15 protein-coding genes are annotated in these 25,632 nt (G+C 41.7%); 5 read left to right on the plus strand and 10 right to left on the minus strand.

The genetic code is table 11. The features are described from left to right. Positions 1 to 674 precede the first annotated feature (674 nt). Entirely contained in the window at positions 675 to 2,069 is a 1,395-nt protein-coding gene (fumC, locus tag DC077_RS01615; RefSeq protein ID WP_109201023.1) for a class II fumarate hydratase, read from the minus strand. 552 nt (positions 2,070 to 2,621) lie between these two features. On the opposite strand from fumC, the gene DC077_RS01620 reads away from it, so the two are divergent. Beyond that, on the plus strand, positions 2,622 to 3,176 hold the full coding sequence (locus tag DC077_RS01620) for a class I SAM-dependent methyltransferase (protein WP_109201024.1): 555 nt from the start codon (positions 2,622 to 2,624) through the stop codon (positions 3,174 to 3,176). Here the strand turns inward: DC077_RS01620 and lplT are convergent. Together lplT and aas are read right to left on the minus strand one after the other, a co-directional pair. Further along, positions 3,152 to 4,390, minus strand: coding sequence for a lysophospholipid transporter LplT (gene lplT, locus DC077_RS01625; protein WP_239990331.1), 1,239 nt, complete (start codon positions 4,388 to 4,390; stop codon positions 3,152 to 3,154). The genes DC077_RS01620 and lplT overlap by 25 nt on opposite strands. After that, positions 4,387 to 6,549, minus strand: coding sequence for a bifunctional acyl-ACP--phospholipid O-acyltransferase/long-chain-fatty-acid--ACP ligase (gene aas / locus DC077_RS01630; RefSeq protein ID WP_109217810.1), 2,163 nt, complete (start codon positions 6,547 to 6,549; stop codon positions 4,387 to 4,389). Before aas ends, lplT begins: the two co-directional genes overlap by 4 nt. Before the next feature lie 402 nt (positions 6,550 to 6,951). Here aas and DC077_RS01635 point away from each other — a divergent pair, with 402 nt between their 5' ends. Together DC077_RS01635 and DC077_RS01640 are read left to right on the plus strand one after the other, a co-directional pair. After that, on the plus strand, positions 6,952 to 7,536 hold the full coding sequence (locus tag DC077_RS01635) for a TetR/AcrR family transcriptional regulator (protein WP_109201026.1): 585 nt from the start codon (positions 6,952 to 6,954) through the stop codon (positions 7,534 to 7,536). Positions 7,537 to 7,606: 70 nt separating this feature from the next. Continuing rightward, positions 7,607 to 8,227, plus strand: a complete 621-nt coding sequence (locus tag DC077_RS01640; protein WP_109201027.1) for an outer membrane protein — start codon at positions 7,607 to 7,609, stop codon at positions 8,225 to 8,227. A 142-nt stretch (positions 8,228 to 8,369) separates the two neighbouring features. On the opposite strand, the gene DC077_RS01645 is transcribed toward DC077_RS01640, so the two are convergent. From DC077_RS01645 to leuC, 7 genes are all read right to left on the minus strand, one after another. Continuing rightward, the gene (locus tag DC077_RS01645) at positions 8,370 to 9,497 is read right to left on the minus strand and encodes an ABC transporter permease (protein WP_109201028.1); all 1,128 of its coding nucleotides are present in this window, start codon (positions 9,495 to 9,497) and stop codon (positions 8,370 to 8,372) included. Between the two features lie 3 nt (positions 9,498 to 9,500). Beyond that, positions 9,501 to 12,251: a ribosome-associated ATPase/putative transporter RbbA gene (gene rbbA, locus DC077_RS01650; RefSeq protein ID WP_109201257.1), complete on the minus strand. Its 2,751-nt coding sequence runs from the start codon at positions 12,249 to 12,251 to the stop codon at positions 9,501 to 9,503. Between the two features lie 107 nt (positions 12,252 to 12,358). Continuing rightward, complete coding sequence (locus DC077_RS01655) at positions 12,359 to 13,462, minus strand: HlyD family secretion protein (RefSeq protein WP_109201029.1); 1,104 nt, start codon at positions 13,460 to 13,462, stop codon at positions 12,359 to 12,361. 640 nt (positions 13,463 to 14,102) lie between these two features. After that, complete coding sequence (locus DC077_RS01660; protein ID WP_109217811.1) at positions 14,103 to 15,287, minus strand: M20 metallopeptidase family protein; 1,185 nt, start codon at positions 15,285 to 15,287, stop codon at positions 14,103 to 14,105. A 345-nt stretch (positions 15,288 to 15,632) separates the two neighbouring features. Then, positions 15,633 to 18,239 carry an alanine--tRNA ligase gene (gene alaS, locus DC077_RS01665; RefSeq protein WP_109201031.1) on the minus strand — a complete coding sequence of 869 codons (2,607 nt, stop codon included), beginning with the start codon at positions 18,237 to 18,239 and terminating at the stop codon, positions 15,633 to 15,635. 369 nt (positions 18,240 to 18,608) lie between these two features. Beyond that, entirely contained in the window at positions 18,609 to 19,265 is a 657-nt protein-coding gene (gene leuD, locus DC077_RS01670) for a 3-isopropylmalate dehydratase small subunit (protein WP_109201032.1), read from the minus strand. A 17-nt stretch (positions 19,266 to 19,282) separates the two neighbouring features. Further along, positions 19,283 to 20,689, minus strand: a complete 1,407-nt coding sequence (gene leuC / locus DC077_RS01675) for a 3-isopropylmalate dehydratase large subunit (RefSeq protein ID WP_109201033.1) — start codon at positions 20,687 to 20,689, stop codon at positions 19,283 to 19,285. 735 nt (positions 20,690 to 21,424) lie between these two features. On the opposite strand from leuC, the gene proB reads away from it, so the two are divergent. Both proB and secA read left to right on the plus strand, forming a co-directional pair. After that, positions 21,425 to 22,573, plus strand: coding sequence for a glutamate 5-kinase (gene proB, locus DC077_RS01680; RefSeq protein ID WP_109201258.1), 1,149 nt, complete (start codon positions 21,425 to 21,427; stop codon positions 22,571 to 22,573). A 236-nt stretch (positions 22,574 to 22,809) separates the two neighbouring features. Continuing rightward, positions 22,810 to 25,578: a preprotein translocase subunit SecA gene (gene secA / locus DC077_RS01685; RefSeq protein ID WP_109201034.1), complete on the plus strand. Its 2,769-nt coding sequence runs from the start codon at positions 22,810 to 22,812 to the stop codon at positions 25,576 to 25,578. Positions 25,579 to 25,632: the final 54 nt, after the last annotated feature.

Here is a 25,632-nt window from a genome sequence, read left to right on the forward strand (position 1 = left end):
ACACTTTTGCGTTATTAGTGCTATCTGAATATTTGTAATGAACATTACAGCTCATTACGAAATCTGTTGAACCTAACTCTTTTGAACATATTTAGATTAGGTTATTTTAGATTATTGAATCTATTCTCTTTTACTTCTCATATTTCTCATATTGTTGCGACGGCAATCCCATTTTGAGAGATGGAAAATCATTGGTCAGGTCATTGATCAGGTTTTTACTAGATCGACACTGATTTTGGTTACTGATCTCTATTACCGCTCGATATGGTTGCTTCTATATGATTTTTGATTTGCCTTATGAGATCGCCTTGTGATTATGGTTGGAGGTGATCATTTTTGGTGATTAACTTAATCATTAAAATAAATACTTTATTATCAATCACTAAGCGGCATTTATTTAAATATTTAAAAGATCTGTAAAGATATATCATTACTCCTCAACAATAACAACCTATGGGGGTGCTTATAAATTATACTTCATGCTTTTTATCGGCGTTTGATGGGCTGTTTTAGATAAAAAAACGCCACCTCTTTTTTTAGGGGCGGCGTCTATATCTTGAAGTTCATTTCAATATTTATTTCAATACTCAATACTTATTTTAATATTAATTATTAAGAAATTAAGAATTAAGAATGGTTGAAATGGTTTTGAATCTCTACTTTGATTATTTCGATTATTTTAATGATCCTACCATCTCTGAAGGAACAACCCATTGATCAAACTCTTCTTCTGTTAAGTAACCTAACTCTAATGCAGATTCTTTGAGCGTCGTTCCTTTAGCATGTGCATTTTTCGCAATCGCTGCTGCTTTATCGTAACCGATATGGGTATTGAGAGCAGTTACTAACATTAAGGAGTTATTCACTAATTCTGTAATGCGATCACGGTTAGGTTCAATACCAACAGCACAGTGATCATTAAAGCTCTCCATTCCACCGCCTAAAATACGGACAGATTGAAGGAAGTCATTGATGATCATTGGACGGAAAACATTAAGCTCAAAGTTACCAGAAGCGCCGCCGATATTGATCGCAACATCATTTCCAAATACTTGAGCGCAGCCCATTGTTAAAGCTTCAGACTGTGTTGGGTTAACTTTACCCGGCATAATAGAGCTACCTGGCTCATTTTCTGGAATAGAGATCTCACCAATACCAGAACGTGGACCAGATGCTAACCAGCGAACATCATTAGCGATTTTATTGAGCGATGCTGCAAGACCTTTGAGTGCGCCATGAGCTTGTACTATTGCATCGGTTGTTGCTAATGCTTCAAACTTATTGGGAGCGGTGATAAAAGGCTCTTTTGTGAAATCAGCGATCTCTTTTGCAACACGAACGGCATATTCTGGGTGAGTATTGAGTCCAGTTCCCACAGCAGTACCGCCAAGTGCAAGTTCATAGAGATGGGGAAGAGCAGCTTCAATATGCTTCTTACTATGCGCTAACATCGCTTCCCAGCCAGAGATCTCTTGCCCTAATGTTAAAGGCGTTGCATCTTGAAGATGGGTACGACCAATTTTTACGATATCTTTAAATGCTTCAGACTTCTCTTTAAATGTTGCATGAAGACGATCTAACATCGGTAAAAGTAGACGTTTGATCTCTAGTACTGCAGCAATATGCATCGCAGTTGGGAAGGTATCATTGGAGCTTTGTGCTTTGTTCACATCATCATTAGGATGCACTAAGCGCTCTTCACCACGAACGCCACCTAATAGTTCGCTTGCACGGTTTGCCAATACTTCATTCATATTCATATTGGTCTGGGTGCCAGAACCGGTCTGCCAGAGAGAGAGAGGGAATTCTGAGTTATGTTTACCCGCTAAAACCTCATCTGCCGCAGCAATGATCGCTTCTGCTTTTTTAGCATCTAAAGCGCCTAGATCCATATTCACTTTAGCTGCAGCACGCTTAACAATTGCTAAAGCTTCGATCAGCTCTTTAGGCATTTTTTCAGTTGAGATCTTAAAGTTCATCAATGAACGTTGAGTTTGTGCTCCCCAGAGTTGATTACTAGGAACCTGCATCTCACCCATGGTATCTTTTTCAATACGAAAATCGGTCATCGGTTAATTACTCCTTACTATGTTTTAGTGATAAATAGATTGACTGCTAACTTTATTGTTTATTTGTATCTTCAAATTTGTATCTTTAAATTGCGCATTAAATTGTGCATCTAATTACATATCTCATCATGATGCCATAGAAAAAACTTTCAGACTACGTTTTAACTACATAAGGGCGCTTCCTAAAAACTCAAGGTAGCGCCTCTTTTTCTTGTCACCTTTCTCTGAGTATTCGCTAAAATAGCGATTATTTTGGCGATTATCTTCAGGTTCCTATCAACATCTTATTTACATTATTATACATTATCAGCGATCCATTGCCGCTCCTATCGTAACCTCCTGGAGAACAAATGTGCAATTTTGATCTTAAGATTTGATCTTAAGATTTGATCTTAAGAAATGGTTAGAAGATGAAGATGGAGATGAAAAATGAGGGAAGTTAAAAACTTGAGATAAAAAACTGAGACAATTGATCAAGCATTAAACAACTACTTACCACGATTTGTTATAATGAAACTCTGCACTACCTAATAAAGGATAATCAAACAAGATATGGCATCTTCTTATAAGAAGCATCTCACCTATATTCAAGGCTTTATTCAATCGCCTCGAAGTATTGGAACCTTAATGCCCTCATCACCGACTCTCTGCAGGGCGATGATTTCAGAGTTAGACTGGAAACAACCTAACTTAAGAGTTGCAGAATTAGGCGCCGGCGATGGTGTCTTAACTAAACATATTCTCCGGGCAATGCCGGCAGATTCAACACTTTCAGCCTTTGAGATCAATCCCCTCTTTTTTGCTGATTTAGAAGGCATTCAAGATCAGCGTCTTATTCTCTATAAGCATTCTGCCGAGAAGCTAACACAACCTTACAATATTATTTTTTCCTGTCTTCCTTTTTTATCTCTGCCATTGCGCGTCTCTTTAAAGATATTGCGCTCTGTCTTGGCGATTTTAGAGAGTACCGGCGGTGATTTTATTCTCTTTCAATATACTCAACGTATGGAGCGAGTGCTTTCTCGTTATTTTCAATGGGAGAGAAAACGGGTGATGAAAAATTTCCCACCCGCTTATGTCTATCATTGTCGGGCGAAGATTCGGTAACGTCTTGCTTCAAAGAAGAGAAGAATAACTGCAAGCAGGAAGAGTAGTGCAAAGAGACCCATGAGCCACTGAATAGAGAAGAGAGAGAAGCTACTGAGTATGCCAAAGAGGGCGATCATTAAGAGCATGAGGCTATTTTCACAGAGATTTTGGATCGCAATAGCACTTCCTACGCTCTGAAAGAGTGAGCCGCGCGTCTGAAGTAGCGCATTGAGGGGGATAAGAAAAGTACCACCACAAGCGCCGATCAAGAGCAGAAGAATAATTGTAAAGAGATAACTCTCCTGCAGAAGAAAGAGAAAGATTAAGAGCGCCATAAAGATCCCCGATAAGAGGCTAATAAAGAGCGTTCCACTACGAATAAAGAGTGCGGCAAAGAGTGTGCCGATAATAACACCAATGCCAACAATAACGCTCAGCTGCGATACCATCTCCGTACCGCCCCCTAGTTGCTCTCTTACCCAATCATTCAGGAGTAGCTTTAAAGTTGCAACGCCGGCCCAAAAGAGTGCAGTACCCATAATTGCAAAACGGGCACGATGATCCTTAAAGAGTATTTTGAGTGTGGTGATGAAGAGGTGCCAAATTAGTGGGGGTGAGAGGGATTTACGATTTTTGACATGAATGGTGGGAATAAGAAGGTTAAAGAGTGTCGCTAGTAGATAGGCCGTTAATGTTAAGAAGATGGCGTAGTGGGGTGCTTTTTCAGCAAGAAAGCCACCAAGCGCTGCCCCCGATAGAATTGCAATAATAGTAGATCCCTCGATTAAGCCATTTGCCTTAATAAGTAATTTTTCTGTTACAAACTCACTTAAGATACCAAACTTTGCCGGAGAGTAGATCGCCGCCCCTAATCCAACAAAAGCATAACTTAGAAAAGGGCTAGCACCAATAAAGAGTAGCAGTACGCCAACAATTTTTAGCCCATTTCCCCACATCAAGATCTTTGATTTAGCGATATTATCTGCCAAAAAGCCAACGATAGGCGCAAGCGCAATATAGAAGAGAAGAAAAGAGCCTTGAAGAATATAGCTACTCTCTCGACCATAGTGACTATGTTGCAAAAGTTCTAAGAGCGCAAAAAAGAGAGCATTATCGGCAAAGGCAGAGAAGAATTGAGCATTTGCCGTTGTGATAATGCCACGATTAAAGAGGCGCTCCTGCTTGAGGGGAGGAGCGGCATTGCTATTGTTAATACTGTTAGTCATCATCATACGGTAGACTCTTCTATAAGTGCATTGAGAGCGGGATAATTAATTTTGCCACTACATAGGCGAGGAAGATCAGGGAGAAAACGGCAATCTTTACTAATGGCTAATTCTGATAGCCCCAATTGGCAGGCTGTGGTTGCTAAGGCCTTGCGGTCAGGATCTGCAGGAATCGTTGAAAAGATCACAATCGCTTCCCCTTTAGCGCTATCTTTCCGAATAACGGCAGCATGTTGATAATCGGGATAGGTCTCTCGAAAGAGGCGCTCTGCAGTCTCTAGTGAGACCATTTCCCCAGCAATTTTGGCAAAGCGTTTAATACGCCCCTCAATCTTTAAGAATCCTTCAGAATCGATAGTGACGATATCGCCGGTATCATACCAACCATCATGTTGATCGAGATAGTCAGTAGAGAGTTCACCAGGAGTATCTGCAAAGAGATAACCCTTCATAATATTGTCCCCTTTCACTAAGAGCTTTCCACCACGCTCAATTCCCTCAACGGGTAGGAGCTTAGCCTCCATTCCGGGAAGAATCTTTCCTAAGCGATCAGCTTTATAGTTACTCGGGAGATTGATTGAGATGACAGGGGCGCACTCTGAGGCACCATACCCTTCTAAAATACGAATACCAAATTTTTCAAGCCAACTCTCTTTAACATGATCATTGAGCTTCTCGGCGCCTGCGACCACATAACGGAGTGATGAGAAGTCTAAAGGATTTGCATAGCGAGCATAGTTTTGGAGAAAGGTAGAAGTTCCAAAGAGAACCGTTGCTTGTATCTCATAGATCATCTCCGGAATGATGCGATAATGTAAGGGTGAAGGGTAGAGAAAAGCTTTTGAACCAGCTAAGAGTGAGGTGATAAGCCCTACGGTTAGACCAAAGGCGTGAAAGAGCGGGAGCGTGACCATAAAGGTATCTTTAGGTGAGAAATCGGCAACAGTATGGAGCTGTTCAACATTGGTTAATAATGAACGGTTACTATGAACAACTCCTTTAGGAATTCCTTCTGAGCCGGAGGTAAAAATAATAGCGGCTTCCGCATCGGGATCTATCGTTGGAAGATGACGAAGGGGATGACGCCTTGCCCAAAAAGCCCAAACTTTATCACTAAAACGAATCTGTTTTTTAAGATCTTCCAGATAGAGCCACTGAATTTGAGGAAGTGCCGTGACGACCGATTCTAATTTAGCCTCTTTAAGGAAACGTCTTGAGGTGATGATCTGTTTAATATCTGCAGCAATAAGCGCTACCTTAATGCTCTCTAATCCTGAAGTGTAATTGATAAGGGCAGCACTTCTTTGAATCGCATTGAGACCAAAAAGGGTAATGGCCGCAGCAGAGGTGTTCGGTAACATAAGACCTACTCGTTCATTCTTAACAGTTAAGCGAGAGAAGAGACGAGAGAAGAGAAGAGAATAGGTGATCAACTGCTGATAGCTGATACTCTTGCGGGTAATATCTTCTAGAATGGGGCGTTTTTTACCAAATTTATCACGGGCAGCGATTAGGCTCGCAAAGAGAGTTGTTGGTTGAAAGGTCTGTAAGCGTGTATTCATTAAAATTTCCTGCGTCTTATTGGCAAGTTCATGGTGAGAGATTCTTCTCTTACGCTGAGAGGTTCGATCAGTTGCATGAGAAGCGGATTCAGGGAATGAGAGATATTGCGGCGCGTCAACATCAATTGTAATTTTGGGAAAGGCGCGTTGTTTAATCATGCCTTTTAAGCGGTTAAAGTAGCTCATCTCGGCACCATTGAGGTAGACAGGAATAAGTGGTTTGCCACTCTTTTGCGCAATAAAAGCAGCGCCTTCATAAAACTTCATAAAGCTCCCGGTCAAGGTGATACGACCTTCCGGAAAGATCACAACACTCTTTCCCTTCTCAACATGTTGTAAAAGGTGTTTAATTGCCATAGGATGGCGGGGGTCAACTGTTAAGTGGGGAACAAAACGGAGCAAGGGGCGAAAGTACCAGCGGGCAGCGATACGGCGATCGATCACAAATAGAGGCCGTTGAGGTAGATAGAGCCCTAGAAGGATTCCATCAAGAAACGATTGGTGATTACAGATAATCACTCCCTCTACCTTTTTGCTCTGCGGATCAATATTGAGCTCAACACGGTAGAGTAACTTAAATAGAAGATGTAAAAATCGACGCATATAGCCCTCTGTTTTTTTAAGTTTATAATTTTTATGTTTATAACTTTTAAGGTTCTAAATTTTAATCTCAAATCTTAAATCTCAAATCTTAAATCTCAAATCTCGCAGATTATGGAAGATGATCAATAAGGTAAACGATAGTTAACTTTTGCTAGGTTATTCTCTTCTTTGAATGAAGTCAAGAAAAAGTAATCGATCGTTAACTTTTAGATTCACTTTTAGATTTATCTTCATTATCGATCTCAATTGTATGATAGATAACGCCTAAATTATCTAGAATACCGATACTTAAAGAGAAGATTGTATAGCGAAGATTGTAACAGCGTTTAAGATGTTGCAGGCATAGAGGCCGATCTCTGCTATACTAAACGTTAACAATTGTTAGCTTTTAAGGAGAGAGATATGAAATTTGATTTTTCAAGTGAAGGGAGTAAAAGTCGTTATCTGATTGCGGCCTTAAGGCTCTTTGCTGAGAGAGGTTATGATCTTGTCTCTGTGCGAGATATCTCTAAGGAAGCAGGGACATCGGAAGCGGCGCTCTATAAGCACTTTAAGAGTAAAGAGGAGATGGCACTCTATCTCTTTCGCCTAATTTTAAAGCGCTATACTGCAAAGATCGGTGAGATTGCTCGAGATCAGGCGCTTACGACTATTGAGCGCTTACAAAAGATGCAACATTATACTTATGATCTCTATCACGCAGATCCTGCAAGTGTGCAATTTGCGCTACTCTCCCAATATAAATTTTGGACCTCGGTAGAAGATGAGTTAAAACCCCATTACTGGATGCAAAAATTATTACAAGAGGGGCAAGCATGTGGGGAAATTGATGATCGTATTTCACTTGCGACGCTTGTGTCACTCTATACCGGGCTAATTTTAGAACCATTGATTCAATATCCCTATTTTGAGGAGGATCATGCCTCTTGGGAGCACTTTTCTGTAGAAATAAGATACACAATCAATAAGTTATTGCAGAAATCTTGACCCAGCACAAGAGGCTTTACCGAGCTATGCTATAGTGATATTTCGTACAATCAGATTAGGATAATTGATTATGAAAAAGTTATTTATCGCATCAGTACTATCAGCAATGGCACTCACCTCTTTCACTATGGCGCAAGAGTATAATCAATACCTTTCGGCAAAAGGCGTTTGGAGTTATGCTACCGATAAATTTGAACTCAATGATTCAGGGAGCTTCAAAAAGAGCAAAGGGGTTGCCGGTATTCGAATCGCTTATGGGATGACTATTCCGCTTGAAAAGAATCAACTTCGTACGGAGTTAGAGTATGGCTACAATGGTAAAGTAAAGTTTATAATTGATGGTGATAATAGTGAGATGAAGGCGCAAACGGTAATGCTCAATGCATATTATGATTTCGATACAGGAACACAGTGGCGCCCCTATTTAGGCGTTGGTTTGGGATATGCGCGTCTAAAACATCAATTTTCTAATCATGAAGAGCAGCAATATGCTTCAAAGAGCAAAGGAAACTTTGCATGGAATATGAGTATTGGTACCACATATGCGATCGATAGAAATATTGCCCTCGATCTAAGTTATCGTTTTACCGATTATGGAAAAGTATCGCAAGATAATCATACCTACTTTGATGTGAAAAAGACCAAGCAGCGCGCCAATGAGTTAAATTTTGGGGTTCGTTATAGTTTCTAAAAGATTTTAACAATCTTCTAGTGAGGCTTTAATTGAAAGGTTTAATTAGAGGATCTAATTAGAAGACTTAATTAGAAGATTTAATTGTAAAAACGCCGCTTTCATTTGAAAGCGGCATTTTTTGTTATATCGCATCCATCTATTATGCCATCTGTCCAATCGTATTCTTAAAGCGACGATTGGCGAAGAAGAAAAAGGCAACACCAATTAAGATTAGATAGAGCATTGAGGGCCAGACAATGGATAATCCTGCACCTCTAAAGAGAATCGCTTTACCTAGCTCAATAAAGTGAGTTGTAGGGGCTAATAGCATAATATTTTGGATCAGTTCCGGCATACTCTCTCTTGGCGTCATTCCTCCTGAGAGCATCTGTAGCGGAACTAATACTAGGAGTAAGAGCATACCAAACTGTGGCATATTGCGTGCAATTGTCGCAAGGTAGATCCCAATGGAGGTGGTTGCAAAGAGATTGAGTGCCGCGCCTAGAATAAAGAGTAGAATAGAGCCCTCTATCGGCACCTCTAATGCCCCTTGAACGACAAAGAGAAGTGAGAGGCTTGAAGCGACTAGTACCACTAATCCCATCGCCCAAACTTTCGATAACATAATCTCAAATGGGGTTAAAGGCATCACAAGCAGATGCTCAATGGTTCCTCTCTCCCGCTCACGAATCACCGCAGCGCCCGTTAGGATGATAGAGAGCATCGTCACTAAGTTGATCACCTCATTAATAGCGCCAAACCAAGAGGCGGTTAAGTTAGGATTAAAGCGCATTCTTTCAACGATATTAACGGGGAGATCCGCATCAATTCGCTCTCGCTTAAGATACTCTCTTACCTCTGCATTAATAATCTGATTGATAATCATATTTCCCGTAAAGCCTTGGGTCATACGTGTCGCATCGATATTGAGCTGGATTGTGGGTTCTCTTCCACCTAAAAGATGCTGTTGAAAGGAGGGGGGAATATTGAGAACAAAAGTATATCTTCCCCGATCCATCCCAGAGTCCATCTCATTGAGTGTGATCTCTTCAGGTAGTGTAAATTGCGGCGGATAGAAGGCGCTCTGAATTCTCTCTGAAAGGGTAGATCGATCTTCATCGACAATCGCAATTGCCGCATTTTGTAAGCCATCAGGGACAGCTGTTGCTGCTGTGTAGACCGAAACGGTAAAGGTAAATGCAATAAGAATAAGCAACATAGGATCACGAAAGAGTGACCAAAGCTCTTTTACCCCTAAATTGTAGATATTTGCAAACTTTGTTTTCATCGTTTAGGAATCCTGTTTTTTAAGAAGAAGGACACTACAGAGCACTATCAATGGTCCTCCAATCGCTAAAATCATCATCTCGCCGGTTAAATCATGGAAGTAGAGCGCTTTACTAAAGATTCCGCGAGAGACGGTTAGCATATGGGATGCTGGGTAGATCTCACCAAATAAGCGGGAGAAACCCTCCATCGAGCTGACAGGGTTGATCATTCCTCCAAATTGAATTGCCGGAATCATCGTCCCAACTAAGGTAAAGAACATCGCCCCAATTTGACTGCTAGTAAAACTTGAAGCAAAGAGTCCAAAGCCTGTTGAGAAGATGGAGAAGAGCAGGGCGGCGAAGGTTAAGGAGAGTAATCCCCCTTTAATGGGTACACCAAAAACAACGATCGCCAATATCACCATAATAAAGAAATTGAGCATAGCGATGGCAATATAGGGAATCTGCTTTCCTAAGAGAAATTCAAATTTTGTGACCGGCGTGACATAGAGGTTAAGAATGGAGCCAAGCTCTTTTTCCCGAACAACTGAGAGGGCTGCCAACATTGCCGGAATAATAAGAAGAAGAATCGGAATGACTGCCGGAACGATCGAGACCAAACTCTTCACATCAGGATTATAGCGATAGCGCATCTCAATATTAAAATCGTTAGGGAGGCTAACACCATGATTATACTTTGCTTCCTTCTTTAACCAATCAAGATGCATTCCTTGAACATAGCCACGTATTGTCTCTGCTCTTTGAGGCATTGCACCATCGATCCAGACACCGATAGAGACGGGATGCCCTTTAGAGACATCACGTGCAAAATTGGGTGGAATCTCAATGGCTAAAGCGATATCGGCATTTCGCATGCGCCGATCGAGCTCCTCATAATCGTAAAGAGGATCTTGTTCCACAAAGTAGCGGGAGCCGGAGATATTATTCGCATAACTATTGCTGAGCGTGGTTTGATCGCGATCTAAGATGGCATAAGGAAGATCCTCAACATCGAGAGTAATACCATAGCCGATTGTTGCCATTAAAATTAGAGAGCCTAAAAGTGCTAATGTTGCTCGCACCGGATCGCGCCTTAGCTCTAGCGCCTCACGCCAGGTGTAACTTAAAAGTCGCTGGAGACTGAAGCGTTTAGGAGGAGTCTCATAATCAGGTTGATCAACTGCTTCTTTCAACTCAGCCTCTGCGATATGATTATCGGGGTTATCTGCCGGAATATCATCACCAGCGCCGGCATCGATGAGATACTTAATAAAGGCTTCTTCTAAGGTCTCAGTTCCCTGTTTGATAATAAGATTTTTAGGCGTATCACTATCTAATACTTTCCCCGCGTGCATCATCGACATGCGATCACATCGTAATGCTTCATTCATAAAGTGAGTAGAGATAAAGATTGTCACACCATCTTTACGGGAGAGTTCTATCAATAATCGCCAAAAATTATCGCGTGCAATCGGGTCAACCCCGGAGGTAGGTTCGTCGAGAATCAGTAGTTCAGGCTTATGAACCATCGCAACCGCAAGAGAGAGGCGCTGGCGCATACCGAGAGGGATATCATCTGGTAGCTTATTGAGAACGGAGCGAAGATCAAATCGATTGACCATTTCAGCCACTCGTTCATCGATCCGCTCTTTAGGGACATGAAAGAGCTTTGCATGCAGTTCAAGATTTTGTAAAACCGTCAACTCACTATAAAGCGAGAAAGCTTGTGACATATATCCAACCCGTTTTCGGACATTGATATCTTCTGAGTCGATGGGATTGCCGAAGAGCCAAGCTTCCCCTTCAGTTGCCGGCAATAGACCGGTTAACATCTTCATTGTGGTGGATTTGCCACAACCATTAGAGCCGAGGAAGCCAAAAATCTCCCCTTTTTGAATCTCAAAGCTAACATTATCGACCGCTGTAAAGCTGCCAAATCGTTTTGTTAAACCTTCTGCTTTGATCGCAACAGCTGTATTCTCATCAATCGTTAAAGGGGGAACAACAACAGGTTCATAGCCGGCACGCTTCTCTTCTGGCAGAAGCTTGATAAATGACGCCTCTAATGATTGACTCTCTGTCCGCTCGAGAAGTTCTTTGGGCGTTCCTGTGGCTAAAATCTTTCCATCATCCATCGCTAAAATCCACTCGAAACGTTCAGCTTCATCCATATAAGCTGTTGCGACAATTACGCTCATCTCTGGGCGATCTTTGCGAATTCGGTTGATGAGATCCCAAAATTGAGCTCGCGCTAGTGGGTCAACCCCTGTTGTGGGCTCATCGAGAATAAGGAGATCAGGATCATGTATCAAGGCACAACAGAGTCCTAGCTTCTGCTTCATTCCGCCCGATAATTTACCGGCAGGGCGATCGAGGAAGTGGTAGAGACCGGTACTTTTTGTTAGATCATCAATGCGTTCCCGGCGCTCTTTTGCATCGTGACCGAAGAGTCGTCCAAAAAATTGGAGATTCTCCTCAACTGAGAGCGTGTGATAGAGATTTTTACCTAATCCCTGTGGCATATAGGCAATTCGTGGGCAGATTCGATCACGAACCTCTTTTTGCCGCATATCGCCCCCTAATACAATTACTTCACCTGTTTGTATCGAGCGAGAGCCTGAAATTAATGAAAGGAGTGTCGATTTTCCCACTCCATCAGGCCCAATTAATCCCATCATTACGCCTTGCGGTATCTCTATGGAGAAGTGATCTAATGCTCGATTTTCGCCATAATTAAACGAGAGATCTTTAATGGTGACGACGGTTTCTTTCATACTCATTGAAGCATCCTTAACTACAAAAGTTAATTACAGAAGATGGAGAGAAGATGATTAAGGGGATCGATCAGTTGCTTTGATCATGCACTCTATTATGGCGCTTACTATGGCGCTTCTGATGATTCAGAATAATCCTCAAAGAGTGGTCCTTGAAGGAATTTTGGCCATTTTTTATCTGGATCGATCTTAATATATGCTTCGCCCGTTACCCCTGTTTTAATATATTTTTGATAACGCTCTAACAACTCATCATCAATTTTTGCTTTAACACGATACATCAATTTTTGACGCTCATTTTGTGTCTCAACGGTTTTGGGGGTAAATTGCGCTTCTGGTGAGACAAATGTTACACGTGCAGGAATAGGGGAGTCAGGTGCAACATCGAGAAGAATCCGAACTTCTGTCCCATCCTTTTCACCCTCTACCAATTTGCCGGTATATTCAGTAGGTACAAAGAAGGTCATATAGACTTTAGAGAGATCGAGAAGGTTTAATACTTTTCCTCCAGCACCTAGAACTTCAGATGGCTCAGCGATACGATATTGAATACGGCCACCTACAGGGGCAATAAGGTTACTCTCCTCAATATCAGATTCAACCCGTTTAACTGTTGCTTCAGCTGCAGATACTTGTGATTCTGCTGCTATAAATTGTGCCTTTGCGGCATCGATTGCTGCTTGTGCCGCTAAGACTTGCGATTCCGCAGTAGCGATCTCCGATTTTAAGACACGGGTATAAGCTTCTTGATCATCAAGATCCTGTTCAGTAGCGGCACCCCGTTTTACTAATGTCTGAATACGCGCTAATTTGCGCTCTGCGGCATAGAGTTTACTCTCAGCAGCAGAGACAGCCGCTTTAGCTGCAACTTTATCACTCTCGCGAGATTTAATGATTGCTTCAGCAGAGTTTGCCTGATGTTTTGCTTGCTCTAAATAGGCTTTTGCTTCTGAGAGCTGCGCTTCAAGTGAGCCAAGTTGCATCACTGCTAGAAGTTCACCTGCTTCAACATAATCTCCCTCATCGACTAAGATATGATCCACACGACCGGGGAATTTAGTTGCGATATCGAGTGGAGTTACCTCAATTCGGCCATTACTTTTGATAAATCCCGCCATCTCATCGCGATTTAAGAACATATTGGCAATGACAATGAGGGCGAGAACCACAACGCCACCGATAATATATTTTTTCCGATTATTTTTTTGCATTAGAACAACCTCAGATCTATCTAAGTTATAAGAACATTAAGAATGTGAAGCAATGAGGAGCTCTAATATGAGCTCCCTTTTTGATCTCTTTGTGATCGATTTTTCTTATTTTAATGGTTATGATCATACTCATTTTTACGCCTATTTCTATCACTTTTCTCACTTTTTAAAGAGAGATTTTTTAGCCTCAATCAACTGATTGAACCTGTAATCTTATGCGGTGTAAGCTTATACATCTTATAAGTTTATTATAAGTTTAAGCGTCTATGCGTATAAGCTAATGAATTGATAGATATAATTTATGTGCATATAAATTAATAGCAAATTAATAGCGCTATTAAGAAATTAATTTAAAGATTATATCTGCGTAAAAGCACTATTAAACATCCTATTAAATACCACTATAATTAGAAAAATAGTATTGTTAAATATAAATTTTAACACTCATTCTACCTTAACGGGAAAATAAAAGAGAGCAGAGGCAGGAGAAGAGAGTGAATTTAAAATCTCAACAGGCAATCAGATAATGAAATCAGATGGATAACCCAATAGGTAGCCCAATAAGGTAGTAAGATAGGGTAATCGGATAATAGTGTGAATAGCGTGCCTGTTGAGGCTTTAAGTGAGGATCGATCAGACCCTACTTCGATTTAGGGAAGTTATAGACCACATTGATAAACATCTGCAATCCATAGATAAATGCTGCTTCATCAAGCCCAAATTGGGGATGATGATGAGGGTAGATATAGCCTTTTTCATGATTACCGGCACCGATAAAGGCAAAGGTTGTGGGCAGAATTTCGGAATAAGCACTAAAATCCTCACCACAGAGATAGGGCGGATCCTCAATCACATTGGCCTCGCCAATCATCTCTGCGATCGTTTTTACGATCTGAGTCATCTCTTTATCATTTTTTGTAATGCCGTAGCCGATGGTGTAATCGATCTCACAAGTAGCATCAAAATCTTCGCAGCTTGAGGTCATGATTCGTTCAATCTGCTGCTTAAAGAGAGCTCGTGCTTCTGGCGTTGTAGAGCGGACACTTCCACCAATTTCTGCATATTCTGGAATCACGTTGAGTCCAAGGGGATTACCGGCGCGGATATAGGTATTACTAATAACTCCCGCTTCTAATGGTGCTAGCTGCCTTGAGACAATACTCTGTAATCGGCAGACAATCTGAGAGGCGATTAAGACAGGATCGATACAGTTTTGAGGCTCTGAGGAGTGACCCCCTTTGCCAATAATCTTAGCTTTATAGATATCAGTATTCGCTGTCACAGCCCCCACCTTAAGATCGATTACACCGGTAGGAAGCATCGACCAAAGATGATGACCATACATAAAGTCGAGCTCATCTAATACTCCTAAGGCCACAATCTCTCTTGCGCCACCCGGAAGAAGCTCTTCGGCGTGTTGGAAAAGCGCCCAAACCTCGCCGGTTAATTGCTCAAAATGATCATTAAAGTAGTGGCAAGCTATCATTAAGATTGCGGTATGGGCATCATGACCACAAGCATGCATTTTGCCGGGATTTTTAGAGACAAAATCACAATCCGCTCGCTCTTCATGGATCGGAAGTGCATCGATATCGGCTCTTAATCCAATTTTAGGTCCCGGTTTGCCACTTTTAAATTTAACCAAAAGTGCTGTCTTTGTCAGCGGAAGAACTTCAGCATGTTTAAGCTGCCTCATTTCGTTAGCGATATATTGGCTTGTTTCAAACTCCTCAAATGAGAGCTCGGGATATTGATGCAGATGACGGCGATAGGCAATCAGTTGTGCCTCATACGGTTTTAATTCTTCTTGAGTGATCAGCTTCATAATTGTGAGTATTCTCCTTGGTATTATTAGTTTTTATTTCTAGCCATGCATTGAAAGCCATCTATTTCTAGTGACCTATTTTTAGCGACCTATTTCTAGTTATCTTAACGTGCAGTTATCGCCATTACCAAATAATTTTCACAATAGGCTGTTTGATTGATGATCAGGAAGAATAAAGTAGAAATTCAGCAGATATTCAGCAGATATTAGGAAAAAGAAATAAAAAACGGTGCGATATCTATTGTCGATATGCACCGTTATTCTCAAGTAAGAGACTCTGATTAGTCTCCTCTTATCATCTTTTCATCATCTTTTCGTCAGTATGATCAATAAAACCAATACTTTTTATTGCAATTTCTCTTTGATAAAGGCTACTGCTGTCTCAAGCGCCTTGCCGATCTGTGCAGGTTCACTGCCGCCACCGGTAGCAGAGTCTGGGCGACCGCCCCCTTTTCCGCCAACTTCTTGTGCTGCAATATTGAGAAGCTCTCCCGCCTTAATACGATCAGTAAGTGCTTTGGCAACGCTACTGACTAAGGCAACACGACCTTCCACTTCTGAAAGGAGTAGGGTAATTCCAGCTGTCTCTGCCTGTAAATTGTCACAAAGCTCTCTCAGTGAACGATTATCTGCCCCTTTAATATCGGCAACAATCACTTTGACACCATTTATCTCAATTGTGCTATTGAGAATCTCATTACGGCTAGCAAATACCAATTTTGATTGAAGGGCCGCGATCTCTTTTCGTAATGATTTAGCTTCATCGAGTGCCTGATCAACACGATTCTCAATATGGGCATGATCTGTCTTCAAGGTTGAGGCTAAATGATGCAATGTTGCACTCTGTTGTAGCATTACTTCAACGGCAGCGCCACCAGTAATCGCTTCAATACGACGAACACCTGCGGCGATACCTGTTTCTTGAGTAATCTTGAAGAGACCAATATCTCCGGTTGCAGAGACATGCGTTCCACCACAGAGCTCAATTGAGTGACCCATCTCTACCACTCGAACCACATCACCATATTTTTCACCAAAGAGCGCCATTGCCCCTTTTGCTTTAGCATCATCGATCGGCATTTCATTGATATCGATCGGTGAGTTTGCACGAATCGCTTCATTAACGAGGCGTTCAATATTTTGCAGTTCATCAAAGGTGACCGGCTTATTGTGAGAAAAGTCAAAGCGAAGGCGATCATCAGTAACAAGCGATCCTTTCTGCTCGATATGATCTCCTAAAACACTCTGTAACGCATGGTGAAGAAGGTGAGTTGCTGAGTGATTCTTTCTAATCAGATCTCGGCGAGTTTGATCCACTTTTGCCGCTACAACTGATTGCTCACTAATTTCGCCTGATTTAACAACACCGATATGGAGGAAGATATCTTGCTGCTTTTTCGTATCTTTAACTAAGAATTCAAAGCCATCACCGGAGATGATCCCTGTGTCTCCTACCTGTCCACCTGCTTCTGCGTAGAAAGGGGTCTCTGTTAAAACTAAAATTGCTTCCATACCTTCTGAAACGGCAGGAACGGCTTCACCATCGACTAAAATTGTAGCGATATTACTCTCTAATTGATGACTGTGATAGCCATGGAAGATTGTCTCTTGATCTACTTGTAGATCAAGCAGGCGCTCTGCACCAAAGTTGCTTGCTGCACGCGCTCGCTCTCTTTGCTCCTCCATACAGCGCTCAAATCCTGCCATATCGAGGGTTAGATTCTGTTCTCGTGCAATATCATTGGTAAGATCTACAGGGAAACCATAGGTATCGTAGAGTTTAAAGATGGTCTCGCCTTGAATAATATCACCCTTGAGTTCGGCAATATCAGCTTCAAGAAGTTTAAGCCCATGCTCTAAAGTAGTTGAGAAGCGTCTCTCCTCATCTTTAATCGTATCGATAATAAATTGCTGCTTCTCTTTGAGTTGAGGATAAGCATCACCCATCTCTGCAACTAAAGTTGGCACAATTTTGTAGAAGAAGAGTCCTTTTTGGCCTAACTTATAGCCATGACGAATCGCACGGCGGATAATGCGGCGCAATACATAGCCTCGACCCTCATTTGAAGGGAGAATTCCATCGGCAATTAAGAAGGAGACTGAACGGATATGGTCACTCAATACTTTTAATGAACTGCTCTCTAAATCTTGTGTGCCGACCGCTTGAGCAGAGGCTTCAATCAATTTTACAAAAAGATCAATCTCATAGTTGCTATGAACATTTTGCAATATCGCAGCAATTCGCTCTAAACCCATTCCGGTATCGATCGATGGATTGGGCAATGGATGAAGCTCACCACTCTCATCACGATTAAATTGCATAAAGACGAGGTTCCAGATCTCAATAAAGCGATCCCCATCCTCTTCAGCCGATCCTGGAGGACCTCCCCAAATATGATCACCATGATCATAGAAAATCTCAGAGCAGGGACCACATGGACCGGTATCTCCCATCTGCCAGAAGTTATCAGAAGAGCCATCTTCTTTATCGCCGATACGGATAATCTTTTCTGCCGGTACACCGATCTCTTCATTCCAGATCTTAAAAGCTTCATCATCGGTATGGTAGACAGTGACAAGTAACTTCTCTGCCGGTAATTGGTAAACATTAGTGAGGAGCTCCCAAGCATAGCGAATCGCTTCATGCTTAAAGTAATCCCCAAAACTGAAGTTTCCGAGCATTTCAAAGAAGGTATGGTGGCGTGCTGTGAAGCCGACATTTTCTAAGTCATTATGCTTACCTCCGGCACGGACACATTTTTGTGAGGTAGTTGCTCGCTGATAAGGGCGCTTTTCTAGCCCTAAAAAGCAATCTTTAAATTGGTTCATTCCCGCATTGGTGAAGAGAAGGGTGGGATCATTTGCGGGAAGTAGCGAACTCGATGCAACCTCTTTATGACCTTTGGTGACAAAGAAGTCGATAAATTTACGGCGAATTTCATTAGTCTTCATGGATTGATTTACTTTATCTTATTCAATTAATTTAATTATCTAAATATATCTAAAAACATCTTAAAAAGAGATCCTACCAATTTTATACGGCTATCGCATGAATTGGAAATCGAATTGATTCTATTCTCAATATTTATACTTATCAGACGTTTCTGATATTTCTTATTTATTGTTTGATCGGATGTGATCGGGGGTTATCTGTGGCGATTAAAAATGCCGGCACTTGAGATACCGGCATCGATAATTAGGTTGGTTTTGTCAGAGACAACTAACTCGGAGATAACCCACTTATGCTCGACAATTGATCTAAAAATCTATACATCTAAGGCTTCTAAGCAGAAAGATTTTGAGCATAAGCGCTTATTTTACTTACTCTCTAAAGAGCCATGGCGCCTCTTCAGCTCTCTTTTTCTCATAGGCACGAATCTCATCTTGATGCTCTAAGGTGAGGCTAATATCGTCAAGTCCATTGACTAAGCAGTGCTTACGGAAAGGATCGATCTCAAAATTGAAAGGTCCGGCAACAATTTCGCCATTTGCTTTCGCCGTAACGCTCTGGGCGGGAAGATCAATAGCGATTTCGAGCGCTTCAAATTGGTCACTCAAATTAAAGAGCTGATCAACCTCTTCAGCTGTTAAGCGGATTGGAAGGAATCCATTTTTAAAACAGTTATTGAAGAAGATATCGGAATAGCTTGTGCTAATAACCGCACGGAAACCATAATCAGTTAATGCCCAAACCGCATGCTCACGAGAGGAACCACAACCAAAGTTATCACGTGCTAATAGAATCGTTGCCGTTTTATATTGAGGTTTATTGAGTGGAAACTCACTGTTCAATGGTCGTTGGCTATTATCCATTCCCGGCGCACCTCTATCGAGATAACGCCACTCATCGAAGAGGTTAGGGCCAAATCCTGTCTTATAGATACTTGTTAAGAATTGTTTAGGAATAATGGCATCCGTATCCACATTTGCACGATCGAGAGGAACAACAATTCCAGTATGGGTTACAAAAGGTTGCATAACTTTACTCCTAAATCTTAATTAAATTCACGAACATCAACAAAATGACCGGCAATTGCCGCGGCTGCTGCCATCGCTGGACTGACTAAGTGGGTACGGCCGTGATTTCCTTGGCGCCCCTCAAAGTTGCGGTTAGAGGTTGAAGCACAATGCTCGTAAGGCTCTAATCGATCTGGGTTCATCGCAAGACACATTGAGCATCCCGGCTCCCGCCATTCAAAACCGGCTTCAATAAAGATTTTATCTAATCCTTCTGCTTCCGCCTCCGCCTTTACTAATCCAGAACCGGGGACAACCATCGCTAATTTAACATTGTCCGCTTTCTTTTTACCCTTGACAATTCGTGCCGCATCGCGAATATCCTCAATTCTTGAGTTCGTACATGAACCGATAAAGACCTTATCGATCTGAATCTCTTTTGGGGATTGATTGGGTTTTAAACCCATATAGTTGAGCGCTTTCTCAATGCTCTCTTTCTGAACGGGTGAGTCTGCTTTTTCAGGATCTGGAATAAGTTCATTAATTCCGATCACCATTTCAGGGCTAGTTCCCCAGCTCACTTGCGGTTCAATTTTTGTGGCATCAATTGTAATAACTTTATCAAAATGGGCATTTTCATCACTATGGAGGGTCTGCCAATATTGGACAGCTTTCTCCCAATCAGCACCTTTAGGCGCAAAGGGACGATCTTTCACATAGGCAATTGTTGTCTCATCAACGCCGACTAAGCCCACACGCGCACCAGCTTCGATCGCCATATTACAGATTGTCATTCGTCCTTCCATAGAGAGGTTACGAATAGCATCGCCGGCAAATTCAATTGCATAACCGGTTCCGCCGGCGGTTCCAATCTCTCCAATAATAGCGAGGATAAGATCTTTCGCCGTCACATTCGGTTGAAGCTCGCCAACAACTTCAATTTTCATTGTTTTCGATTTTTTCTGAACTAAGCAACTTGTTGCCATTACATGTTCAACTTCACTAGTACCAATTCCAAAGGCGATTGCGCCAAAAGCACCATGAGTTGCCGTGTGGGAGTCACCACAAACAATGGTCATTCCCGGCAAAGTTGCTCCCTGTTCAGGTCCGGCAACATGGACAATCCCACGGCGAATGTCGCCAATCGGGAAGTAGGCAAGCTCATGTTCAGTTGCATTTTTGTGGAGGGTATCGACTTGAAGACGCGCGATAGGGTCGGTGATATTATCGATATCACTTGTTGTGGGGGTATTATGATCCGCCATTGCAACAATTGAATTTTTGCGCCACAGCTTTCGACCTGCTTTTTCAAGTCCCTCAAATGCTTGGGCACTCGTTACCTCATGAATAATATGACGATCAATATAGAGAAGGGCGGTTCCATCTTCTTCTGTCCGCACTACATGATCATCCCAAATTTTTTCGTAAAGTGTCTTTGCTGTCATCTATTTCTATCCACTATCTGCTTTAGTAAGTCATTCGCCAATCTGATTCAAATCTTATTTAAATCTTATTTTTATGGAAATTGGCCCTTTATTTATCTATTCACTGACTATTAATCATCAGTATCTAGTCATCAGTATTTAACCATCAATAATGTAACCATCAATATTTAATCACTACTATTTAATGATCGGTCCGATTTTAAGGTCGGAATGATGATTAGCTCTACATTGTTAACTCTGCACTGTTAACGCTAACATTGTCTCCACTACTTTTGCGCAATGGTCTTGCTCATTGACCCCCATATAATATCGATCCAATAGTATCGCAATACTATTGATTATGCGTTATAAACGGGCAATGAAATAATCGATCTATTTCAACGCTCTTTTGTGAAGAGTAGAAAAAGAGTCACTAGGGTATAGCATACTCTTTTAAATCGATATCGATTCCTTGTGGGAGGGGATTATAAAAAATGATCATTTTCGATCTACCGCTACAATAGCAGTAATACATTTAGATGATATTATCAAATAAATTGTGAGAGGGTGGTAGAATAGTTGCCACTTTTAATGGCTGTTTTTAATCGTCATTAGATTAGAGTTATTAGATTAAGAGCTATTAGATTAGAGAAGCATTTTAAGAGCAGAAATATAAGCGGATAGATATCGAAGCGTCCGAGTGGTGACTTGTCGTTACTATTAGGAGATATTGATTGAGAAGAGGATTTGATGGGTATGGCATCAGAAAATAATAGAAGAGAAGAGAAGCAGACTGAACAGGAGAAACAGGTTTGGGTCGTTAAGATCGGCAGCGCGATGATTACTAATGATGGGCAGGGAGTCGATCCTGAAAGGATTCACCATTGGTGTTCGCAGATTAGTAAGCTTCAAGCGGAAGGGATCGATGTTGTGGTGGTCTCTTCGGGTGCCGTTGCCGAAGGTATGAAACTTCTTCAGTGGGAGGAGCGTCCCCAGTTTCTGAATGAATTACAAGCTGCAGCCTCGGTCGGTCAATCTTCCTTAGTTAATGCTTGGATGAAGGGATTTAATGCCTTTGATCTTAATGTCGGGCAGATTCTTTTAACCCATGAAGATGCATCTGATCGTAAACGTTATCTTAATATTAAAAATACAATTCATACCCTTATTGATTATAAGGCGATTCCGATTATTAATGAGAATGATACTGTCTCTTTCTCAGAGATTAAGTTTGGGGATAATGATACCCTCGGAGCGCTTGTTGCAAGCCTTATTGAGGCTGATGTCTATATTATCTTGACCGATCAAGAAGGGGTTTTTGAGAGTGATCCTAGAAAGAATCCTGATGCTAAGATGATTGAAGAGGCAGATGCGCATGATGAGCGTCTTTTGAGCATGGTCAGCAGTGAGGGAGGTCGTTTTGGGACCGGTGGAATGTATACCAAAATTATGGCCTCCCATATTGCGGCGACCTCTGGCACGACAACCTATATAGTGAAAGGAGATCGTGAAAATGCACTTCTTGATATCGCTCAAGGGGCAAAAATAGGTACCAAACTCAATGCTGATGGAACTCGTTTGACTGCTAAAAAACGGTGGATGCTTGGGCAGAAGCAGATTAAAGGACATATTGTAATCGATGATGGTGCAGTAAAAGCACTATTAGAAGATGGAAAGAGTCTATTGCCGATAGGGGTTCTCTCGGTTGAAGGTGCTTTTGATCGAGGTGATATTATTCTCTGCCTCGATCAAGAAGGAAGAGAGATTGGACGCGGGTTGACCAACTATCATGCAATGGAAGTAGAGTCGATTCTCCGCACACCATCTCATGAAATTGTTAACAAATTGGGCTATATCATCGCCGATGAATTAATTCATCGAAATAACTGGGTTGAAACACAATAATTTACAACCATATTGATAGATAACAATTAAATTTTACGAGAATTTCAGGTACTATAGAGGGCTTGTAAATTAAACAATACCTTATCGTTAAGCCGATATTGTTATAGCACTAGAGGGCTACAGAGCTATGGAGCTATGGAGCTATGGAGCTATAAAGCTATAAAGCTATAGAAATATTGGTACAACAATATTTGTACAACATTACATACAACTTTTGATTTGGTTAAAGGTCTCAGATGATTAATAAATTGATCCGAAAAATATTTGGTACACGTAATGATCGCCTTATTAAAGAAGCGCGGGGTTATGTGGCGAAGGTTAACGCTCTAGAAGATAAGATGCGTGCAATGTCGGAAGAGGAATTAAAGGGACAAACCACTCTCTTTAAGGAGCGCTTAGCAAAGGGAGAGACGCTTGATGATCTTTTACCAGAGGCTTTTGCTACAATGCGAGAGGCATCTAGCCGTGTGATGGGGATGCGCCACTACGATGTTCAGCTGATCGGTGGTTATATGTTGCATCAAGGTCGTATCGCCGAGATGCGTACCGGTGAAGGTAAGACTTTAGTGGCAACGTTAGCGGTCTACCTTAATGCATTAGCCGGCAAAGGGGTGCATGTTGTAACAGTCAATGACTATCTTGCTCGCCGTGATGCGGAGTGGATGGGAAAAGTCTATAACTACCTTGGTCTTTCGGTAGGGGTTGTTGTCTCCAACCAGAGTCTTGAAGAGAAAAAGGCGGCCTATCAAGCAGATATTACCTATGCTACCAATAATGAATTAGGTTTTGATTATCTACGCGATAATATGGTCTATGATATGAGCCAAAAGGTGCAAAGACCGCTCTCTTTTGCCGTTATCGACGAAGTGGATTCAATCTTAATTGATGAGGCTAGAACGCCACTTATTATCTCCGGTCCGGTAGAAGGAGGTGCAGATCTCTATCATGCCGTCAATAAATTGATCCCATATCTTAAAAAGCCGACAGAAGAGGGGCCAGTTGACTTTGAAATCAATGAGAAAGATAAGCAGGTCAACTTAACAGAAGAGGGGCATCAACATCTTGAATCGCTTCTTGTTGAGGCAGGGCTCTTAAAAGAGGGTGATAGTCTCTACGATAGCAATAATCTCAAACTCTACCATCATGTTGATAACTGTCTTCGTGCTCACTATATTTTCCAACGAGATGTGGATTATATTGTACAGAAAGGGGAGATTGTTATTGTTGATGAACATACCGGTCGAACTTTAGCGGGTCGTCGCTGGTCTGATGGATTGCATCAGGCGATCGAAGTAAAAGAGGGTGTTGAGGTGAAGCCAGAGAATCAGACGCTCGCTTCCATCACTTTCCAGAACTATTTCCGAATTTATGAAAAACTTGCCGGTATGACCGGAACGGCCGATACTGAAGCGCCAGAGTTTTTAGAGATCTATGGTCTTGAAGTTGTTGTTATCCCAACACATAAGCCTGTTCAGCGAAAAGATTATGGGGATCTTATCTATCTCACACAAAAAGAGAAGTATGAGGCTATTATCAAAGATATTCTCGACTGCTATGAGCGCAAACAACCTGTATTGGTTGGAACGGCTTCAGTTGAGGTTTCAGAATTGATCTCTGATCTTCTCAAAAAGCAGAATATTCCTCATGAAGTGTTAAATGCTAAGCAGCATGAGCGTGAAGCATATGTTGTCGGTAGAGCGGGTGTTCCTGGCGCAATTACTATTGCTACCAATATGGCCGGTCGTGGTACCGATATTGTATTAGGGGGGAATGTTAAATTAGAAGAGCAACTCTTCTTAGAATCTAACCCAAATGCAACAGAGAAAGATCTTGAAGAGATCAGAGCTCGCGCTAAAGAGCGTCAAGAGCAAGTTTTAGCTTTAGGTGGATTGCATATTATCGGAACAGAGCGTCATGAATCACGCCGAATCGATAATCAGTTGCGAGGTCGAGCTGGGCGTCAAGGGGATGTGGGATCATCTCGTTTCTATCTCTCGCTTGATGACCATCTGATGCGTATCTTTATGAATCCTAAGATGCGTAACTTGATGGCAAGCTTAGGAATGGGAAATGGTGAAGCATTAGAGCATCGCATGATTACCCGTTCTATTGAGAATGCGCAACGTAAAGTTGAAGGGCATAACTTCGATATTCGTAAAAATCTTCTCCAATATGATGATATCGCGAATGATCAACGTAAAATTATCTATCAACAACGTGATGATATTCTTCGTGCGGATGATATTACCAATGCGATCAATATGATGCGTGAACAGGTCTTTGGTGATTTAGTTGAGAAGTTTATTCCTCCGCAAAGTTATGCTGAGCAGTGGGATCTTGCGGGATTGATGGATGTTCTCAAAAATGAGTTTAGAATTGAGATCGATTTTGAGAAAGCGCTCAAAGAGAATCCAAACTTAACAGAAGAAGAGATCTATAACGCAATTATCGCTGAGAGCGAGCGTCAATATGCAGAGAAGAAGAAACAGGCAAATGCTGATGTTGATCCATCTCAATTTAGACGTTTTGAGAAATCAGTATTACTTGAAGTGCTTGATAGCCAATGGAAAGAGCATCTTGCAGCGATGGATTATCTTCGTCAAGGTATTCAGCTTCGCGCTTATGGCCAACGCCGTCCTGAACAGGAGTATAAGCGTGAATCCTTTATTCTCTTCGAAGCGATGTTAGAGCAAATTCACTACAAAACGATCCGTTTCTTAAGCAATATTGTGATCCGTGTAGAGACTCCAGAAGAGCTCTCAGAAGCACTATCAGCTCCAGAGAAATCAGAGAAGAAGGTGATTGAAGGTTCTGTGACAAATGCCGCCGATGTAGAACGCCTTATCGATGAGATCGGAAATATTAGCGAAGAGAATATTGCAGAGACTGAAGCTGAGATTAAGGCTGATATGGATTCAGGAGCTTTTGCTCAAGTCGGTCGCAATGAGCCTTGCCCATGTGGTTCAGGTAAACGCTATAAAGATTGTCATGGAAAGATCTCTTAGGATTTATCGGAGCAATCAGCTTGGGATAAGATAAGTGACAAAATAAGTACTTAA

The sequence above is a fragment of the Ignatzschineria cameli genome, from assembly GCF_003121895.1.
In the GTDB taxonomy this organism is placed as follows: Bacteria; Pseudomonadota; Gammaproteobacteria; order Cardiobacteriales; family Wohlfahrtiimonadaceae; genus Ignatzschineria; species Ignatzschineria cameli.

Coding starts and splice junctions, on each gene's coding strand:
- fumC (WP_109201023.1), bottom strand. CDS start 2,069: ATGACCGATTTTCGTATTGAAAAAGATACCATGGGTGAGATGCAGGTT.
- DC077_RS01620 (WP_109201024.1), top strand. CDS start 2,622: ATGGCATCTTCTTATAAGAAGCATCTCACCTATATTCAAGGCTTTATT.
- lplT (WP_239990331.1), bottom strand. CDS start 4,390: ATGATGATGACTAACAGTATTAACAATAGCAATGCCGCTCCTCCCCTC.
- aas (WP_109217810.1), bottom strand. CDS start 6,549: ATGCGTCGATTTTTACATCTTCTATTTAAGTTACTCTACCGTGTTGAG.
- DC077_RS01635 (WP_109201026.1), top strand. CDS start 6,952: ATGAAATTTGATTTTTCAAGTGAAGGGAGTAAAAGTCGTTATCTGATT.
- DC077_RS01640 (WP_109201027.1), top strand. CDS start 7,607: ATGAAAAAGTTATTTATCGCATCAGTACTATCAGCAATGGCACTCACC.
- DC077_RS01645 (WP_109201028.1), bottom strand. CDS start 9,497: ATGAAAACAAAGTTTGCAAATATCTACAATTTAGGGGTAAAAGAGCTT.
- rbbA (WP_109201257.1), bottom strand. CDS start 12,251: ATGAAAGAAACCGTCGTCACCATTAAAGATCTCTCGTTTAATTATGGC.
- DC077_RS01655 (WP_109201029.1), bottom strand. CDS start 13,462: ATGCAAAAAAATAATCGGAAAAAATATATTATCGGTGGCGTTGTGGTT.
- DC077_RS01660 (WP_109217811.1), bottom strand. CDS start 15,287: ATGAAGCTGATCACTCAAGAAGAATTAAAACCGTATGAGGCACAACTG.
- alaS (WP_109201031.1), bottom strand. CDS start 18,239: ATGAAGACTAATGAAATTCGCCGTAAATTTATCGACTTCTTTGTCACC.
- leuD (WP_109201032.1), bottom strand. CDS start 19,265: ATGCAACCTTTTGTAACCCATACTGGAATTGTTGTTCCTCTCGATCGT.
- leuC (WP_109201033.1), bottom strand. CDS start 20,689: ATGACAGCAAAGACACTTTACGAAAAAATTTGGGATGATCATGTAGTG.
- proB (WP_109201258.1), top strand. CDS start 21,425: ATGGCATCAGAAAATAATAGAAGAGAAGAGAAGCAGACTGAACAGGAG.
- secA (WP_109201034.1), top strand. CDS start 22,810: ATGATTAATAAATTGATCCGAAAAATATTTGGTACACGTAATGATCGC.